The 17,291-nt window shown below is 70.5% G+C and carries 17 protein-coding genes and 1 pseudogene; 8 read left to right on the top strand and 10 right to left on the bottom strand.

The features are described 5' to 3' along the window. Window positions 1-57: 57 nt before the first annotated feature. A complete protein-coding gene (locus tag OG349_RS13625; protein ID WP_327234869.1) occupies window positions 58-1,011 on the top strand; it encodes a YihY/virulence factor BrkB family protein in 954 nt (317 codons plus the stop codon). Here the strand turns inward: OG349_RS13625 and OG349_RS13620 are convergent. Next, window positions 968-2,254: a D-alanyl-D-alanine carboxypeptidase family protein gene (locus tag OG349_RS13620; protein WP_327238567.1), complete on the bottom strand. Its 1,287-nt coding sequence runs from the start codon at window positions 2,252-2,254 to the stop codon at window positions 968-970. The genes OG349_RS13625 and OG349_RS13620 overlap by 44 nt on opposite strands. Window positions 2,255-2,420: 166 nt before the next feature. Here OG349_RS13620 and OG349_RS13615 point away from each other — a divergent pair, with 166 nt between their 5' ends. Both OG349_RS13615 and OG349_RS13610 read left to right on the top strand, forming a co-directional pair. Then, window positions 2,421-2,696, top strand: coding sequence for an SCO4848 family membrane protein (locus tag OG349_RS13615; protein WP_161310156.1), 276 nt, complete (start codon window positions 2,421-2,423; stop codon window positions 2,694-2,696). A 179-nt stretch (window positions 2,697-2,875) separates the two neighbouring features. Then, window positions 2,876-4,213: a metallophosphoesterase gene (locus OG349_RS13610; RefSeq protein ID WP_327234868.1), complete on the top strand. Its 1,338-nt coding sequence runs from the start codon at window positions 2,876-2,878 to the stop codon at window positions 4,211-4,213. Window positions 4,214-4,266: 53 nt separating this feature from the next. Here OG349_RS13610 and OG349_RS13605 read toward each other — a convergent pair whose 3' ends face one another. Genes OG349_RS13605 through OG349_RS13595 form a run of 3 tightly spaced genes read right to left on the bottom strand, consistent with a single transcriptional unit; the run spans window position 4,267 to window position 5,891 of the window. Next, the gene (locus tag OG349_RS13605; RefSeq protein ID WP_327234867.1) at window positions 4,267-5,004 is read right to left on the bottom strand and encodes a TetR/AcrR family transcriptional regulator; all 738 of its coding nucleotides are present in this window, start codon (window positions 5,002-5,004) and stop codon (window positions 4,267-4,269) included. 11 nt (window positions 5,005-5,015) lie between these two features. Beyond that, a complete protein-coding gene (locus tag OG349_RS13600) occupies window positions 5,016-5,435 on the bottom strand; it encodes a thiol-disulfide oxidoreductase DCC family protein (protein ID WP_327234866.1) in 420 nt (139 codons plus the stop codon). A 6-nt stretch (window positions 5,436-5,441) separates the two neighbouring features. Beyond that, window positions 5,442-5,891 (bottom strand): hypothetical protein, encoded by a 450-nt coding sequence (locus OG349_RS13595; RefSeq protein ID WP_327234865.1) that lies wholly within the window; start codon window positions 5,889-5,891, stop codon window positions 5,442-5,444. 213 nt (window positions 5,892-6,104) lie between these two features. Here OG349_RS13595 and OG349_RS13590 point away from each other — a divergent pair. Beyond that, window positions 6,105-6,839, top strand: a pseudogene (locus OG349_RS13590) (vWA domain-containing protein); the annotation flags it as partial. A 44-nt stretch (window positions 6,840-6,883) separates the two neighbouring features. On the opposite strand, the gene OG349_RS13585 reads toward OG349_RS13590, so the two are convergent. From OG349_RS13585 to OG349_RS13560, 6 genes are all read right to left on the bottom strand, one after another. Beyond that, window positions 6,884-7,447 carry a hypothetical protein gene (locus tag OG349_RS13585; RefSeq protein ID WP_327234864.1) on the bottom strand — a complete coding sequence of 188 codons (564 nt, stop codon included), beginning with the start codon at window positions 7,445-7,447 and terminating at the stop codon, window positions 6,884-6,886. Between the two features lie 156 nt (window positions 7,448-7,603). Beyond that, window positions 7,604-8,380: a succinate dehydrogenase iron-sulfur subunit gene (locus OG349_RS13580; RefSeq protein WP_327234863.1), complete on the bottom strand. Its 777-nt coding sequence runs from the start codon at window positions 8,378-8,380 to the stop codon at window positions 7,604-7,606. Beyond that, window positions 8,380-10,134, bottom strand: a complete 1,755-nt coding sequence (gene sdhA, locus OG349_RS13575) for a succinate dehydrogenase flavoprotein subunit (RefSeq protein WP_327234862.1) — start codon at window positions 10,132-10,134, stop codon at window positions 8,380-8,382. The genes OG349_RS13580 and sdhA overlap by 1 nt, the downstream gene beginning before the upstream one ends. Before the next feature lie 21 nt (window positions 10,135-10,155). Then, entirely contained in the window at window positions 10,156-10,632 is a 477-nt protein-coding gene (locus OG349_RS13570; protein WP_327234861.1) for a succinate dehydrogenase hydrophobic membrane anchor subunit, read from the bottom strand. Then, window positions 10,622-11,017 (bottom strand): succinate dehydrogenase, cytochrome b556 subunit, encoded by a 396-nt coding sequence (sdhC, locus tag OG349_RS13565; protein ID WP_161310142.1) that lies wholly within the window; start codon window positions 11,015-11,017, stop codon window positions 10,622-10,624. Before sdhC ends, OG349_RS13570 begins: the two co-directional genes overlap by 11 nt. 168 nt (window positions 11,018-11,185) lie before the next feature. Next, on the bottom strand, window positions 11,186-11,746 hold the full coding sequence (locus tag OG349_RS13560) for a 2-oxo-4-hydroxy-4-carboxy-5-ureidoimidazoline decarboxylase (RefSeq protein WP_327238566.1): 561 nt from the start codon (window positions 11,744-11,746) through the stop codon (window positions 11,186-11,188). Window positions 11,747-12,076: 330 nt separating this feature from the next. On the opposite strand from OG349_RS13560, the gene OG349_RS13555 reads away from it, so the two are divergent. The 4 genes from OG349_RS13555 (at window position 12,077) to OG349_RS13540 (ending at window position 17,013) form a co-directional block, all read left to right on the top strand. Next, window positions 12,077-13,747 carry a beta-N-acetylhexosaminidase gene (locus OG349_RS13555; RefSeq protein ID WP_327234860.1) on the top strand — a complete coding sequence of 557 codons (1,671 nt, stop codon included), beginning with the start codon at window positions 12,077-12,079 and terminating at the stop codon, window positions 13,745-13,747. Between the two features lie 218 nt (window positions 13,748-13,965). Next, on the top strand, window positions 13,966-14,577 hold the full coding sequence (locus OG349_RS13550; protein WP_327234859.1) for a hypothetical protein: 612 nt from the start codon (window positions 13,966-13,968) through the stop codon (window positions 14,575-14,577). A gap of 325 nt (window positions 14,578-14,902) precedes the next feature. Further along, a complete protein-coding gene (locus OG349_RS13545) occupies window positions 14,903-15,763 on the top strand; it encodes an RNA polymerase sigma factor (RefSeq protein WP_327238565.1) in 861 nt (286 codons plus the stop codon). Next, window positions 15,763-17,013 (top strand): hypothetical protein, encoded by a 1,251-nt coding sequence (locus tag OG349_RS13540; protein ID WP_327234858.1) that lies wholly within the window; start codon window positions 15,763-15,765, stop codon window positions 17,011-17,013. Before OG349_RS13545 ends, OG349_RS13540 begins: the two co-directional genes overlap by 1 nt. Window positions 17,014-17,291 lie beyond the last annotated feature (278 nt).

Genomic DNA, 17,291 nt, shown 5'->3' with positions numbered 1-17,291 from the left:
TCCGCGCTTCCGGGGGACCCGGACGCTGGTTTCCCGATCCGGGGGTACATCTCCTCCATGGACTGGCTGAAAAATCTCCCCGTCATCGGCCCGTTCGTCGCCCGTTTCCTGCGTACGCACGCCTGGCGCTCGTACGAGACGCTCGAACGGGTGCACTGGACACGGCTGGCGGCGGCGATCACGTTCATCAGCTTCGTGGCGCTCTTCCCGCTGCTCACCGTGGCCGCCGCGATCGGCGCCGCGCTGCTCAGCGACAGCCAGCTCCACCGCGTCGAGCGCAGCCTCACCGACCAGGTGCCCGGCATCTCCAAGCAGCTCGACATCAACAACCTGGTGGCCAACGCGGGGACGGTCGGCGTGGTCGCCGGTCTGCTGCTCCTGTTCACCGGCGTCAGCTGGATCACCGCCATGCGGGACTGCCTGCGGGCCGTCTGGGAGAAGGACCACCTCGACCAGGGCAACCCGTTCGTGGTCAGGGCCAAGGACGGCGTGGTCCTCATCGGCCTCAGCGCGGTCGGGCTCGTCTCGCTCGGCGCCTCGGGATTCGGCTCCACCGCCATCGGCTGGACGGCCCGTCACCTGGGCATCTCCCAGGACGGGGCGGGCGGCATACTGCTCCAGGCCGCTGCCGTCCTGACGGCCGCCGTCGCCGACTTCCTGATCCTCCTGTACGTGCTGACGCTGCTGCCGCACGTGAACCCGCCCCGCCGCCGGCTCTTCGTCGCCGCCGCGATCGGAGCCGTCGGCTTCGAACTGCTCAAGCTGCTGCTCGGCGGCTATCTGACGGGGGTGGCGGGGAAGACGATGTACGGCGCGTTCGGCGTACCGATCGCGCTGCTGCTGTGGATCAACTTCACGGCGAAGCTGCTGCTGTTCTGCGCGGCGTGGACGGCGACGGGGAGCAAGCGGGACCTGAGGAGGGAGAGGGCGGAGGCCGCCTGGGCCGAGTACGGGGAGGGCCGCCCCCTCAGGAACGGGGAGGGCGGGGGATCGACGGCCAGCGGCGGTTGACCAGGTACCCGGCGCCCGCCAGCAGCACCACCACTCCGCCCACCACGGCCAGCGCGATGCCCATCCCGCCCGACCCGTCCTCCGAGGCGCTCACGGCCGCCGCGGGCGCGGGAGTGTCCGTGGCCCCCGGGGCCGGCGTGGGGCTGCCGCTCGGCTGCGAGGCGGTCGTACGCGCCGACTTCGGCGGCACCAGCTCCCCGACCGGCGTGACCTTGCCGCTCGCCGCGAAGCCCCAGTCCAGCAGGCGCGCGGACTCCTGGTAGACGGCCTGGCTCTCCTCCGAGGACGGGTTCATGACGGTGACCAGCAGCACCTTGCCGTTGCGCTCGGCCACCCCGGTGAAGGTCGAGCCGGCGTGCGAGGTGTAACCGTTCTTCACCCCCGCGAGACCCTTGTACGAGGAGACTCCGTTGGCGCCCGTGAGCAGCCGGTTGGTGTTCTGGATCTCGAAGGTGTCGCGCTTCGGCTGGCCCTTGGCGTCCTTCTCCGGCTTCTTGCCCTTCTTGACCTTCGTGAGGTCGCCGGGGAACTTCGCCGACTGGGTGGCGCAGTACTCCCGGAAGTCCTTCTTCTGGAGCCCGGAGCGGGCGAACAGGGTGAGGTCGTACGCGCTGGAGACCTGGCCCTTCTCGTCGTACCCGTCGGGTGTCACGACGGTCGTGTCGAGCGCCTGGAGCTCCTCGGCGTGCCGCTGCATGTCCTGGACGGTCTTCTTCACGCCGTTGTTCATGGCGGACAGCACGTGCACGGCGTCGTTGCCCGAGCGCAGGAAGACGCCCAGCCACAGGTCGTGGACGCTGTAGGTCAGGTTCTCCTTCACGCCGACCAGGCTGCTGCCGTCGCCCATCCCGGCGAGGTCGGCGGCCACCACCTTGTGCTCCTGGTCCTTGGGCAGCCGGGGCAGCAGCGTGTCCGCGAAGAGCATCTTGAGCGTGGAGGCGGGCGGCAGCCGCCAGTGCGCGTTGTGCGCGGCGAGGACGGCGCCCGTCTCGGCGTCGGCGACGATCCACGACCGGCCGCTGAGCTTCTTGGGCAGGACGGGGGCGCCGGGCCCGAGAGCCACCTGGGTGCCCGCCTGGCCCAGCCTGGCCCCGCCGACCGTGGACATCACGGCCGGGGGCGTGGGCGACTTGCTGGCACTCGGCCCCTTGGACGCGCTGTCCGCCGACGCGGGCACGACGGTCAGAACGGGCAGCAAAGTGGCGGTGAAGACCGTCAACGCGGTCTTTTTCAGAGCGGGCACGACCGAGAACGTACAGGGCGTGTCTGTGTCCCGTGAATCCGCCACCGACGGGGTGAACCACGCGGCCGTCCGGCCCTCCGTACCCGGCAGCCGGGCCTCCGTACCGCGCGGGCCGCCCTCCGTACCCCGCCGCTGTCCCCGGAACAGCGGCGACGATACTGAATCCATGAAGCTCAGCCGCCGCGTGTCCTGGTTCCTGCTCGCGTTCGGGGTGTGGAGCTGGTTCATCTGGATCACTTTCGTCAAAAATCTGTGGCAGGACGGCAGCGGTCTGGCGTTCGACGACGCGGGGGACCCGACCGCCTACTTCTGGGTGCACCTGGTGCTCGCGATTACGTCCTTTCTCCTGGGGACGGCCGTGGGGACGATCGGGTTCCGGGGCGTGCGCGCCGTACGACGGGAAACGGCCACGGCCGCGCCGGAGGCCCGTATCCCCAGCTGACCAGGGTGCTAGGCATCCTTCGACCCGTCAGTCGACCCGTCAGTTGATCATTCTCCACTGACCGGCCCCGGCCCGCACGCCCGCGCGCACGCCCGGCAGACTGTCGCCCAGGGCCGCGTGGCCCGGCCGCCCCGAGGGCGGACGCAGGAAGTGCGGACAACAGAAGGTGGGGGCCGTCCGTGGTCGTCGTGGTCGTTCTGGTGGTGCTGGTGGTCGTCGCCCTGGTGGTGGCGGCGCACTGGTATGTGTGGCGGCGGCTCGTGCGGGACACCGCGCGGGAGGGCGGCGTGGCCCGCCGGGTCGGGACCGTCGCCGCGTTCGTCCTGCCGGTACTGGCCGTGGGCGCGGCGACGGTGGGCCGGGTCGGGGCGCCGTTCTGGCTCCAGCGGCTCGTCGCCTGGCCGGGATATCTGTGGCTCGCGGTGCTGATGTACCTGCTGCTGGCACTGCTGGTGGGCGAGGCGGTACGGCCGCTCCTGCGGCGGTACGTGGACGGGCGCGCGCAAGCCGTGGACGCCGAGGGGGGCGCGCGGGCGGGCGCTCGCGCCGAGAGTGACGTACAGCCGCAGACGCGGACCACGGCCACGGAGCCGGTGGAGCAGCCGGTCACGGCGTCGGCCGGTTCCGCTGGTTCCGGCGGTGCACAGACAGGTGCCGTCATCACCGGCCAGGCCCCTCCCGCCGCCACCGTCCCCTCCCGCCGCCTGTTCGTCTCGCGCGTCGTCGCCGGGGCCGCCGCGACCGTGGCCGCCGGGACCGTCGGATACGGCACGTACGGCGTCCTGCGCGGCCCCCGCGTCAAGCGGATCACCGTCCCGCTCGCCAAGCTGCCGCGCGCCGCGCACGGGTACCGTATCGCCGTCGTCAGCGACATCCACCTCGGCCCGATCCTGGGCCGCGCCCACACCCAGCGCATCGTCGACACCATCAACTCCACCCGCCCCGACCTCATCGCCGTCGTGGGCGACCTCGTGGACGGCACCGTCGAGGATCTCGGCCCGGCCGCCGTGCCGCTCGCGGGTCTGGACGCGCCGCACGGGGCGTTCTTCGTGACCGGGAACCACGAGTACTTCTCCGGCGCGCGGGAGTGGGTGGACCACGTCAGGGAGCTGGGGCTGCGGCCGCTGGTGAACGAGCGTGTGGAGATCGCGGGCTTCGACCTCGCCGGGGTCAACGACATCGCGGGCGAGAGCGAGGGCGACGGCCCGGACTTCGCGAAGGCCCTCGGCGACCGCGACCGGGCCAGGGCGTCCGTACTCCTCGCGCATCAGCCGGTCGTGATCCACGACGCCGTACGGCACGGGGTCGATCTCCAGCTCTCCGGGCACACGCACGGCGGCCAGCTCTGGCCGGGCAACTACCTCGCGGAGCTGGCCAATCCGACCGTGGCGGGTCTGGAGCGGTACGGCGACACGCAGTTGTACGTGACGCGGGGCGCGGGCGCCTGGGGACCGCCGGTCCGGGTCGGGGCGCCGTCGGACATCACGGTCGTGGAGCTGGCTTCGCGCCAGGCCTGACCGGCTTGGAGGCTGTCGTACGACCCCGCTCGGCGGTCAGCCCCGCTGGGCGGTCAGCTCCGCTTCCGCGCGGACGCCGCCTCCGCCATGCCCGGCAGGAAGTCCGTGAACAGCTCGTGCACCTCACGGACCAGGGGCCGCAGTACCCGGAAGCGGGAGAGCGAGACGCCCCGGGTGGTGAGCCGGGCACCGCGCTCGGCCAGCCGGCGGCTGCGCTCGCTGCCCTCCGAGCGGTCGAACACCCAGTACAGGACCAGTCCCATCTGGGAGAGCCACATCAACTCGGGGAGTATGCCGACCAGTTCGTCGGCGACCTTCGCCTTGGACCCGGCGAGGACCTCGCGGTGGACGGAGATCGCGGCGTCGCGGGCGGGCTCCGACTCGGGGGAGAAAGGGCTGAGCGGACTCTCGGGGTCGGCGGCGTTCTTGAAGAACTGCGCCGCGAACTCGTGGTACGGGGCGGCGATGTCGAGCCACGCCAGCAGCACCCCGGTGAGCCTTACCTGAAGGTCGGTCTCGGTGTCGAGCACCGGCCGGACCGCCGCGCGGTGTTCGGCGGCGATCCGGTCGTAGAAGCCCTGGACGAGGTGTTCCTTGGACGAGAAGTAGTAGTACGCGTTGCCCACGGAGACCCCGGCCTCCTGCGCGATGGCCCGCATCGTCGTCTTGTCGTACCCACGCTCCTGGAACAGGCGCAGCGCGGTTTCGAGGATGAGCGTGCGGGTCTGCTCGCTCTTGGGCGCCTTGGCGTCCTTCTCGTCCTTCTTTTCGTCCTTCTTCTCGTCCTTCACAGTGACCGAGCCTAGTGCGACGCGGGGGGCGCTTCGCACCCCGAGGCGGCGTCGCAGGGAGCGGCGGTCAGTCGCCGGTACTTCGCCGCCGCCAGGACCGTGACCCGGGCGAAGGGAGCGCCGGACGGGGTGGCGAGCCAGTGCGCCTTCGCGCGGTGTTCGGCCAGCGCCCAGAGGCAGACGATCCAGGCGGCGGTGGACCGGTAGACCTGGCCGCCGTCCCCGATCACGGTGATCTCGTCCAGGGTGCCGGCGTGGTCGAGACCGGGGAACCGCCGCCGCGCCTCGGGCGAGGCGGCGGGGACCAGGTCGAGTGGTACGAGTGCGCGCTGGCGCAGCAGCCAGTGGCGCAGGTGGACACAGAGCGGGCAGTTCGCGTCGTACAGCACGGTCAACCCCCGTACGGCCGTGTGTGCGTGAGAGGTGCCCATGGCCGGTCAGGCCCCGGCCGGCGGGGGTGTCGGCGCGGTCCACGGGCCGGGTCCGGCGACCGGCGCGCCGGTCCAGCCCTGCGGGGGCACCGGCGGGATCTGGTCACGTTCCATGACGCCGCGCCGCCTGATCCGGTTGAGTACGTAGACGTTGGCGAGGTGCATCCCGCCGAGCACCAGCAGGACGACGCCGACCTTCACGGACAGCGCCTCGAACAGCTCACGTGTGTTGCCGATGTTGTCGCCTCCCTTGAGATAGAGCGCGACGAAGCCGAGGTTGACCAGGTAGAAGCCCACCACCAGAAGGTGGTTGACGGCTTCGGCGAGCTTCTCGTTGCCGTGCAGCACATCGGCGAGGAACACCTTTCCGGCCCGGCTCAGTGTCCAGGCGACCCAGACGGTCAGCGCTCCGCTGATCGCCAGGTAGACCACATACGCGACCACAGTGAGGTCCATGCCCCACCCTCCTCTTGAACGTGTTCAAAAGCTCTTGTCGTGGACTGTAGTCCCAATTTTGAACATGTTCAAGACGAACCGATCCAGCCGTTCGCGGCGAGTGTTGACATCGGTGTCACGGCGGCGCGGCAACAGGAGCAGACTGGAGCGATGGCATCCGTATCCCGCGACCGGGAGGGGCACGTGGAGGACGAGGAACAGCACTCCGGGCACTTGCGCAAGCGCCTCTCCCTCCGCATGGCGCAGGTCGACCTGACCCTCCACCACTACGGCGTGGCCGGCGTGAGCGCGCGGGTGGTCCTCGTCCTGGACGCGTCGGGCTCGATGGCCGGGCTCTACAGCCGGGGCGCGGTCGCCGACCTGGTGGAACGCGTGGCCGCCGTCGCGGCGCGCCTGGACGAGAAGGGCGGGATGCGGGCCTGGGCGTTCGCGTCGAACCCGGCGAGGCTCCCGGACGTCGACCTGGCCGGGCTGCCCGAGTGGCTGCGACTCCACGTACGGGTCGGCCAGTTCCGCCTCTTCGGCCGCCCCAGGAGACCGCGTCGCGGGCTGCTGCCCGGTCAGACGGACATGCGGGCCGTCGGCATCCGGAACGAGGAGCACAAGGCGATCGCGGCGATACGCGCGTACGTACGGGAGAACCCGGCCCCGGTCCCCACCCTGGTCCTCTTCTTCTCCGACGGCGGCATCCACCGCAACCGCGAGATCGAGGCGGAACTGCGCGCGTCCGTGGAGGAGCCGGTCTTCTGGCAGTTCGTCGGCCTGGGCCACTCCGACTACGGAGTCCTGACCCGCCTGACCACCCTCCCCGGCCGCCCGGTCGACAACGCGGCGTTCTTCACGGTGGACGACATCACCCGCACCTCGGACGCGGAACTGTACGACCGCCTGCTCAGCACCTTCCCCACCTGGCTGACGGCGGCCAACCGCGCGGGCATCCTCGACTGAGCCCGATGCCCGCGCCCGGTACGGGAACCGCTACCGGCGATTCGTCACATCGCGCTGATCGAGCGCGCGTACGCGATCTGGCCCATGACCGCCTGGAACGCGTGGGGGTTGTTCGCCGGGATCATCGTCGAGTGGTGGATTCCGCCGCTCGTCACCGTCACCTGGATGAAGCCCGTCGTCGTGCGCTCCTTCATCAGGAGGAAGAGCAGGCCGACCAGGCAGAGGAGGAAGAAAACGATCGCCAAGACGATGGCGTGGGCCGGGATTTTCTCCTCTGTGCGGGACAGGTCCGTCGCGTTCCAGACCGCGCCGCGCAGCGGCAGCGTTCCCGACGGGGTCACGATCGAGTCGCCGATGACCGTGATGTCGCCGATCGTCACCAGCGGGGTGCCGCCGTGGGCCGGGGTGGGGGACGGGCCCAGGGCCGCACCCGGGTGAGGGTAGCCGTACGGGGGAGTGCCCTGGGGGTAGCCGTAGCCCGGGGCGGGCGGGGGCGGGATCTGGCCGTCGGCGAGGGTCGGCTGGGGGAAGTCGTACTCCGGTGTGCCGGGCGGCTGGCCCGGGCCCCACTTGTACTCCCCGTCCGCGTACGGATTCGGCTCGGTCATCTCGCTCCCCGTTTCCCCTGGCCCAGTTCGACGTCGGCCGTGTCGGTCGGTCTCTGATCCTGCTCTGATCCTGGCACAGAAGAGGCCCGCTTCTGTACGGACTACGTACGGAAACGGGCCTCTTGAAGCCGTATCGCAACGACCGTCGTGACGACGTCAGAAGCGGCGCGTGATCAGCGCCCGCTTGACCTCCTGGATCGCCTTCGTGACCTCGATCCCGCGCGGGCACGCGTCCGTGCAGTTGAACGTCGTACGGCAACGCCACACGCCGTCCTTGTCGTTGAGGATCTCCAGCCGCTGCTCGCCGGCCTCGTCGCGCGAGTCGAAGATGAAGCGGTGGGCGTTCACGATGGCCGCCGGGCCGAAGTACTGGCCGTCGTTCCAGAACACCGGGCACGACGACGTGCACGCCGCGCACAGGATGCACTTGGTGGTGTCGTCGAAGCGCTCGCGGTCCTCCGCGGACTGGTACCGCTCACGCGTCGGCTCGTTGCCGGTCGTGACCAGGAACGGCATCACGTCGCGGTACGCCTGGAAGAACGGGTCCATGTCCACGATCAGGTCCTTGAGGACCGTCAGGCCCTTTATGGCCTCGACCGTGATCGGCTTGGACACACCCTCCTTGTTGGGCGAGATGATGTCCTTGATCAGCGTCTTGCACGCCAGCCGGTTCTTGCCGTTGATCCGCATCGCGTCCGAGCCGCAGATGCCGTGCGCGCACGAGCGGCGGAAGGTGAGCGACCCGTCCAGTTCCCACTTGATCTTGTGGAGACCGTCGAGCACCCGCTCCTTGGGGTCGATGTCGATCTGGAAGTCCTGCCAGGTCGCCTCGGCCGAGATCTCCGGGTTGAAGCGGCGGATGCGGAAGGTGACCGTGATGAGGTGCGAGGCGGCGGAGGCCGCCTCGACCCGGTCCATGGTGGCTGTGGACATCAGTACTTACGCTCCATCGGCTGGTAGCGGGTCTGGACGACCGGCTTGTAGTCGAGACGGATCGACTCGTTGCCGTCGTCGCCGACCTCGCGGTACGCCATGGTGTGGCGCATGAAGTTCACGTCGTCGCGGTTGGGGTAGTCCTCGCGGTAGTGACCGCCGCGGGACTCCTTGCGGGCGAGCGCGGAGACCGCCATCACCTCGGCCAGGTCGAGCAGGTTGCCCAGCTCGATGGCCTCCAGCAGGTCCGTGTTGAAGCGCTTGCCCTTGTCCTGGATGGACACGTTCAGGTACCGCTCGCGCAGCTCGCCGATCTTCTCGACCGCCGTCTTGATCGTCTGCTCCGTACGGAACACCATGACGTTCGCGTCCATGGTCTCCTGGAGCTCCAGGCGCAGCGCGGCGACCCGCTCCTTGCCGGTGGAGTTACGGAGGTGCTCGACCCGGTTCGCGACGAACTCCGCCGGGTTGTCGGGCAGGTCGACGAAGTCGTGCTTCGCGGCGTACTCCGCGGCGGCGATGCCCGACCGCTTGCCGAACACGTTGATGTCCAGCAGGGAGTTGGTGCCCAGGCGGTTCGCGCCGTGCACCGACACACACGCGACCTCGCCGGCCGCGTACAGGCCGGGAACGACCGTCGTGTTGTCGGCGAGCACCTCGCCCTGGACGTTGGTCGGGATGCCGCCCATGGCGTAGTGCGCGGTCGGCTGGATCGGGATCGGGTCCGTGTACGGCTCGATGCCCAGGTACGTACGGGCGAACTCGGTGATGTCGGGCAGCTTGGCGTCCAGCTGCTCCGGCGGCAGGTGCGTGAGGTCGAGGTAGACGTGGTCGCCCTCGGGCCCGCAGCCGCGCCCCTCGCGGATCTCCGTGTAGATGGAGCGCGAGACCACGTCGCGCGAGGCGAGGTCCTTCATGACGGGCGCGTACTTCTCCATGAAGCGCTCGCCGTCCTTGTTGCGCAGGATGCCGCCCTCACCGCGGGCGCCCTCCGTGAGCAGGATCCCCATGCGCCAGATGCCCGTCGGGTGGAACTGGAAGAACTCCATGTCCTCCAGGGGCAGTCCGCGCCGGTAGCACGCGGCTTGGCCGTCACCGGTCAGGGTGTGCGCGTTGGACGTCACCTTGAAGAACTTGCCGGTGCCGCCGGACGCGTAGATGACCGACTTGGCCTGGAAGATGTGGATCTCGCCGGTGGCCAGCTCGAAGGCGACCACCCCGGCGGACACCTTCACGCCGTCGATCTCGGCCATCAGCTGGTCGAGGACGTAGAACTCGTTGAAGAACTCCACACCCTCCTTGACGCAGTTCTGGTAGAGGGTCTGGAGGATCATGTGGCCCGTACGGTCCGCGGCGTAACAGGACCGGCGCACCGGCGCCTCGCCGTGGTTGCGGGAGTGCCCGCCGAACCGGCGCTGGTCGATGGTGCCGTCGGGCGTCCGGTTGAACGGCAGGCCCATCTTCTCCAGGTCGAGGACCGCGTCGATGGCCTCCTTCGCCAGGATCTCGGCGGCGTCCTGGTCGACCAGGTAGTCGCCGCCCTTGATCGTGTCGAAGGTGTGCCACTCCCAGTTGTCCTCCTCCACGTTGGCGAGCGCGGCGGCCATGCCGCCCTGCGCCGCGCCCGTGTGGGAGCGGGTGGGGTAGAGCTTCGTCAGCACGGCGGTACGGCTGCGCTTGGTCGACTCGATGGCCGCGCGCATACCGGCGCCACCGGCGCCGACGATGACGGTGTCGTACTTATGGATCTTCATGAGAGTCTCGTCAGCCCCGGTTTAACGGATGTTCGGGTCGAAGGTGAAGATCACCAGCGAGCCGAGGAAGATGGTGAACACCGTCGCGGTGTACAGGAGGCCCTTGAGCCACAGGCGCGTGGTCGTGCGCTCCGCGTAGTCGTTGATGACGGTGCGCAGGCCGTTCCCGCCGTGCAGCATCGCCAGCCACAGCATCAGCAGGTCCCAGATCTGCCAGAACGGGGACGCCCAGCGGCCGGCGACGAACGCGAAGCCGATCTTGGTCACCCCGCCGTCCAGGACGAGCTGGATGATCAGGTGGCCGATGACCAGGACGACCAGCACGACGCCGGACAGCCGCATGAAGAGCCACGCGGCCATCTCGAAGTTGCCGCGGGTCGACTTCGGGGTCTTCCCGGTGCGCTTGCGCGGGGCCTCGATGAGCGGCGCCGGGTTGTCGGCGTCGTACAGGCTCGCGCCCTCGACGGGACTGATCGAGGTGGTGGTGTCAGCTGACATGGGTGGCACTCCCGAAGACTTCGCGTACGGCATGGCCGAGCACGGGATAGAGGGCGCCCACCATCAGGACCACCCAGATGCCGACGGCGGTCCAGAGCATCTGCTTCTGGTAACGGGGGCCCTTGGACCAGAAGTCCACGGCGATGACGCGCAGGCCGTTGAGCGCGTGGAAGAGAATGGCGGCCACGAGGCCGTACTCGAGCAGCGCGACGACCGGGTTCTTATAGGTGGCCACGACGTCGTCGTACGCCTCCGGGGAGACGCGGACGAGCGAGGTGTCCAGCACGTGTACGAACAGGAAGAAGAAGATGAGGACGCCGGTGACTCGATGAGCCACCCAGGACCACATTCCTTCCCGGCCGCGGTACAGCGTTCCAGCCGGCACGGAAAAACCCTCCGGGAGCAAGGATCGGGGCCGGCCGCCATCTTCTACTCAATCAAGCACAGTGGTGTCGGTCGTACCCGGCCGGGTACGGTCCACCGGCCCCGGCCATCGTAGCGACGTATTTTCCTTGTCCTCGCCCGGGGTCCGCAGGTGTGATCAAACACCCATTCAAACCGCCACGGACGGGCTATCGGGGCAGTCGGATTTATTGGATACTGTATGCACATTCTCGCTGGATTCCCGGGGCCGGGCGATCAGTGCGGCAATTCGGGACCGTACGAGCCGGCGCAATTCATCGGCCGACACGGCCCGTTCGTGGTCGGGGTCGTGGGACAGGCGCGTACGGATCCCGCTCAGCACCTGGTCGAGCCGCTCCTCGGGGGCGTAACCGTCGAGGCTGATGACAAACGCGTGCCCGAAGCTGCTCTCGTACGCGGCGTGTGCGGCGCGCAGGGCGGTGCGGGCGGCCGGGGGCGCGCTGTGGAGCGGGCCGGGCGACGACTCGGCGGCGAGCGCCTCTGTCAGGTCGGCGTGCGAGAGGTCGTAACTGGCCTCGTCGGCCGCCGCGAACAGGGCGTCGAGGTCCGGGTAGGGGCGGTGGGCGGCGAGCCGCTGGGCCCACCGGCGGTTTCCGCAGCAGGTGAGCAGGGCGGCTTCGGCGTCACCGGCCGGGGCGGCGTTGAACCGGTGGAGGTCGTCGCGGGGGCCGGCGTGGGATGCGCTGGACAGCGTGGGCTCCTCGAACGCGGCCTGGAGGCGGGCGGCCTGACGGCATACGTATGAGCAGAGGCAAGGGCGGGTGGGGGGAGGCGGCTCGGGGGACGGCTGGGGAGACGGCTCTGGAGAAACGGGTCGTAGAGAGAGACGTACGAAAGGGCGCGGTGGTTGTGCGGGAGGGGCGTGAAGCAGAAGTGGGGATGTGCCCCCACGCTATCGACGGCCGGTGCGAAGAGTGGGACGGATGCGCGATTTTCACTCGGAAGGAAGAGTTTCGACGCGCGTGATGGACGCCGCCGTGCGACCTTCGGCTTAGATCCGGCCAAAGCGGGAGGTTTTCGGATGATACGGATAGCGCGCAGGAGGAAAAGGCGCAGCGCCCTTGTCGCCGGCGTGGCGGTCTCGGTCGCCGCCGTCACCGTGGCGGGCTGCGGTTCCGGAAGCTCGGGCTCCGGGTCGTCGTCCGGGGCCCGTACGCCGTCGGCGTCGGCGCCCTCCCCGTCCGCCGCCTCCTCTTCCTCCTCCGTGGAACGCACCTCCGCCAGCTCCACGCCCCCGCCCTGCCCCTCCCGTACCTTCGCGCTCTCCTCGGCGCCCCGCGTCATCCCCTCCGTACGGACGCACGAAGCGGCCCGCGGCCCCGGCTGGCGGCCCGGCGCGAAGAGCGGGGTGGTCATCGCCACCGGCCGCGCGAGCGCCGGACTGGCCGACGAGGGCCGCCTGATCGCCCAGGAACTCAAGATCGGCTACCGGGGCGCGGTCGCCGCCCGCTCCGGCGACGTCGTCCTCGCGGTGTCCGGCAAGGGTGCGGCGGAGTCGTACACCGCGACCGTACGGAACAACCAGGTCCGGATCGCCGGCCCCGGCCAGGCCGGCGTCTTCTACGGCACCCGCACCCTCAAGCAGTCGGTCCGCGCGAGCGGCGCGATGCCGGAAGGGGTCGTACGGGACCGGCCCGACCGCGCCCAGCGCGGGCTGAACGTCGACATCGCGCGGAAGTTCTACACCGTGGACTGGATCGAGGACCGGCTGCGCGAGATGGCCGACCTCAAGCTCAACCAGCTGGGCCTGCACTTCTCGGACGACCAGGGCTTCCGGATCGCCTCCACCACGCACCCCGAGATCGTCTCCGCGCAGCACCTGACCAAGGGCCAGGTCCAGCGGATCCTCGACCTCGCGGCCCGGCTGCACATCACCGTCGTCCCGGAGATCGACAACCCGGGCCACCTCGGCGCGGTGATCGCCCCGCATCCCTCGCTCCAGCTGCGCAACGTCAACGGCTCGGCGCCGCGCGGGGCCATCGACATCGCGCAGACCGCGTCCGCGCGGATCATCGACGACCTGCTGCGGGAGTACGCCGGGCTCTTCAAGGGGAAGATCTGGAACCTCGGCGCCGACGAATACCCGGCGCTGATGGTCTCGAACCCCCAGGCGTCGTTCCCGAATCTGGCCGCCGCCGCCCGGAAGCGGTTCGGCGCGAAGGCGCGCGTCCAGGACCTGACCACCGGCTGGACCAACGACCGGGCCGCCGTGATGGCCCCCTTCAAGCGCACCCTGCGGGTGTGGAACGACGGCATCTTCAGCGGCGGAGTCGTCCAGGCGGACCCGGATCTGGAGGTCCAGTACTGGACGGGCCGCGAGACCGGGGCGCGCCCGCCGCTGGACTACCTGAACGCCGGGCGCAAGCTCGTCAACTTCAACGACGAATACCTCTACTACGTGCTGGGCCAGCCGAACAACTTCATCTACCCGACGGGGCAGCGGATCTACGAGGAGTGGACCCCGTTCGTCCTGCGGGGCACGACGGCGGTGCCGGCGCGGTTCTCGAAGCAGATCCTCGGCGGACTGCTCGCGATCTGGGGCGACTTCCCCAACGCGCAGACGCAGGACCAGGTGGCGCGGGGCATCAGGCTGCCGCTGAACGCGGTCGCGCAGAAGGTGTGGAACCCGGTGCGGCCGAAGCTGAGCTGGACCGGTTTCAAGGCCTTGGCGGGCCGGGTGGGCACGGGCTGAGGGAGCGGCCGGGTCCGGCGGCGGCCGGGCCCGGCTGGATTCGTACGGCGCCGAATCGTTCCTCCGTCCGAACGCCCCGTCAAGAGGCGTGGACATAACGGAACTTAGCGCGATATCAACCCAGCTCCCCAGGCGATGGGGTGACGTATTTCAGCCGTACGGCGCAGTACTGTACTGGGCAGCAGTGGTCAGTACCGCGTCCACAACGGGAGACGTACATGAGCCTGGTGAAGCTGATCGCACAAGCCGATGAGCGCGGCCTGGCCGCGAGCGGGCTCGCCTGTCTCGACCGGTGTCTCCCCCTGCTCGCCGAGGAACCCGACACCCTGCGACCGCTGTGGGCGGGCATCGTGAGCGGCGAGGGGGACTGGTCCACGCGGCTGGCCGAGACCAGGGATGTCCTGGACCAGGCCCTCGACGCCGGGGCCACGCCGAACGTCGCCACCGTTCTCGTACGGACCATGCTCGGTTCCGCGCCCTCGGACTGGGGGATCGAGTCGCTGCGCGCCTGGGCCGACACCTGCTCCGTGGTCGCACTGGAGATCCACCAGCGCTTCGACGTGGTGGGCGAGAACGTGAGCGCCGCCGCCGAGGAACGCCTGGCCCGCTGCCGCGAGGACGGCACAGGCGCCGACGGCGAGGGCACGGACCCGGCCGTCGACGGCGTGGGCCCCCTGGTCGCGGGCGAACTGCGCCGCCAGATCCGCATCCTGGAAATCCTCGCCGACACCAAGGACCCGGCGGCCCTGCGCCACGTCATGGACCTGTCGACAGAGGGCCAGCGCGTGCTACGCGCGGTGGTCTCCCGCCGGGCGCGGTCGCGCGGCTGATCCCGCCGAGCCGGGCGCGGGTGTCGATCCGGCCACGGAGGCCTTCCGCTGTTCACATCCCGCTGGTCGGAGCAGTGTGCACCGGAACGACGACCGGGGCCGCCACCCCCCACAGGAGAGGCCCCGGCCGTCGTCCGCGGAGCCGCAGCACGGCCCCGTACTCCTACCAGCGCCGTGGGTGCGTTTTCTGTCACACCGCATATCGCCAGGAAGTTGTTGCAGGTTGTACAAGTTATGGACGTGGGCCCCGGGCAGGCCGTAGCGTGCCGCACAGCGTGGGTCGACGCGGTGATGACCGGCCGCGATTTCAGGACAGGTTGTGGGAGTGCTGGGGGACGACGCGGAGCTGACCACCGCGGTGCTCGCGGCACAGGACGGGGACGAGAACGCGTTCCGTACTGTGTACCGCGCCGTGCACCCGCGGTTGCTGGGCTACATACGCACGCTCGTCGGCGATCTCGACGCCGAGGACGTGACCTCCGAGGCCTGGCTCCAGATCGCCCGCGACCTCGACCGATTCGACGGTGACGCCGACCGTTTCCGTGGCTGGGCCGCCAGGATCGCCCGCAACCGCGCCCTCGACCACATCCGGATGCGCGGCCGCCGGCCCGCCGTCGGCGGGGACGAGACGGAGCTGACCGGGCAGGCCGCCGAGTCGGACACCGCGGACGAGGCGATGGAAGCCCTGTCCACCGGGCGGACGATGGCCCTCATCGCCCAGCTTCCCCAGGACCAGGCCGAGGCCGTGGTGTTGCGGGTGGTGGTCGGGCTCGACGCGAAGAGCGCCGCCCTGACCCTCGGCAAGCGGCCCGGAGCCGTACGGACCGCCGCGCACCGCGGGCTCAAGCGGCTCGCCGAGCTGCTGGGCGCCGAGGAGGCCGACAGCATCGACGAGTTGGTGGGACACGGCCGGGGCCGGGGGGAGGGGAGTGGTGGGGGTGGGGGGAGTGCGGTGAGTGGTGCGGTCGGCCGGCGGCCTTTCGAATCCGTCGCAGAAAACGCTTACCCCCTGAGCGGTGGCGCGGCCGACGGCGCGATCGGTGCCGCCACCCGTACGACCGGGCGCGGCGCCCCAGGTCAGAGCGCGGGGCTCGGCACCGTCCCGCCGCAGCGCGGCAAACGGACGGGAGCTGCGGCGTCCGCGGGTGTGACGCATTCGCGCCTGCGGACGCTGAAAGACATGTGATGGCCGACGGGCGTGACCAGTGGCTCGACAAGGACGTGGCGGAAAGACTCCTGCGCGGTGAGCGGGTCGAGGCGGTCGACGGCCTCGACGGGGTCAGAGCGAAACGGCTTTCCGACACCCTCCGGGACATGGCGGACGTCACGTACGCAAACGATGCCGAACTCCCCGGCGAGGCGGCGGCGCTGGCCGCGTTCCGCCGGGCCGCCGCCGCGCGAGCGGGCCGCGCCGACGCGGCGGCGCCGTCTGTCGGCCCGCCGGGGCCGCGTGCCGGTTCGCGCCCCGGCCCCGGTCGGCCCTCCGGCCCCGTTCCGGCCCTCGGGGCCGAGACGTCCCCCGGGGCCGAGGCGTGCCTCGGAAGCGCGGCGGTTCAGGATCTGCCGGGGCCGACGGTACGGCTGGCTCCCGCGTCCGGCCCCGTACGCGCGGCGCGCTACGGCGGCCCCCTGCGGATGAGCCTCGTCGCGACCCTCGCCGCCTGCGCCCTGGGCGGGATGGCCCTGGTGGACGGCGGGGGCGTACCGCACGCCGGTCCCGGCAGCGGTCAGTACTGGGACCAGGCGGAAGCGGAAGCGGAGTCGGCGGAGTCGCCCCACCCGCTCACCTCCGGCCGGCCCGACGGCGCCGGCACCATGGGCGGCGGCTCCGGCCCGGCCACCCCCGACGCCTCGAAGTCCCCGGGCGCCGCCACCGCCGAGGCGGAGGGCGAGAGCACCCACAGCGGCGACGGCGCGGACGAACCGATCGGCCCGGTGGGCAAGCATCACGACTGGTCCGCGGGAGCCCCTCCCGTCAAGGGCTCCACCTGGTACAGCCGGACGGTGGCCGCCTGCCTCGCCTACCGCGACGGCGAGATCGACCAGGCGCGGAAGGAAGAACTCGACCGGGCCGCCAAGAACCCCGCCCAGGCCCGGCGCTTCTGCGACTGGCTGCTGGACGTCAAGGCCACCAGGGACGGCGGAGGCGGCACGGGGACGGGCGGGGGCAAGAGCGGGAACGGTACGGGAGGAGGGGGCGGCAACGGAGGCGGAGCCGGAAATGGGAGCGGCGGCGGTCCCGTCGACGGCACGCCCGGCGAGCCCACCGTCCAGCCGTACGAACCTCACATCCCCCCGCACCCACCGACGTTGAGCCCCGGGCCGCCCACCCCGCCGTCCGAGCCCCCCGCGACACCTGCCGACCCGCCCGCCGGGCCTACCCCCACCCCGACCCCCACTCCCTCGGAGACGCCGGACCCTTCCGAACAGCTCTGACCTGCGCGTTCTCCTGATCAGCGATCAGGTGTGACGTTTTCGCGCGCCCCGGCGCAGTACTAGGTGAGCCGACTGGTCATCGGCCGCGCAACGAGCCGGGGTTCCCCCCGTACCTTCGGCTCAGCGCATCGGCGCGGGCGGGACACGTTCCCCCGGTCCCGCCCGCGCCACCCTCTTTGCGCCTAAGCCGGCGGGGCCCCTTTGCGCCTAAACCGGCGCCGCTTTCGCGGATGTGGTGCTGTGGGTGGGGGTTGCTCAATTGATGGTGCTGTCAATGC

The sequence above is a fragment of the Streptomyces sp. NBC_01317 genome (assembly GCF_035961655.1).
Taxonomy (GTDB): Bacteria; Actinomycetota; Actinomycetes; order Streptomycetales; family Streptomycetaceae; genus Streptomyces.
Note: the sequence above shows the minus strand (reverse complement) of the source record. Positions and strands in the feature narration are given on the sequence as shown.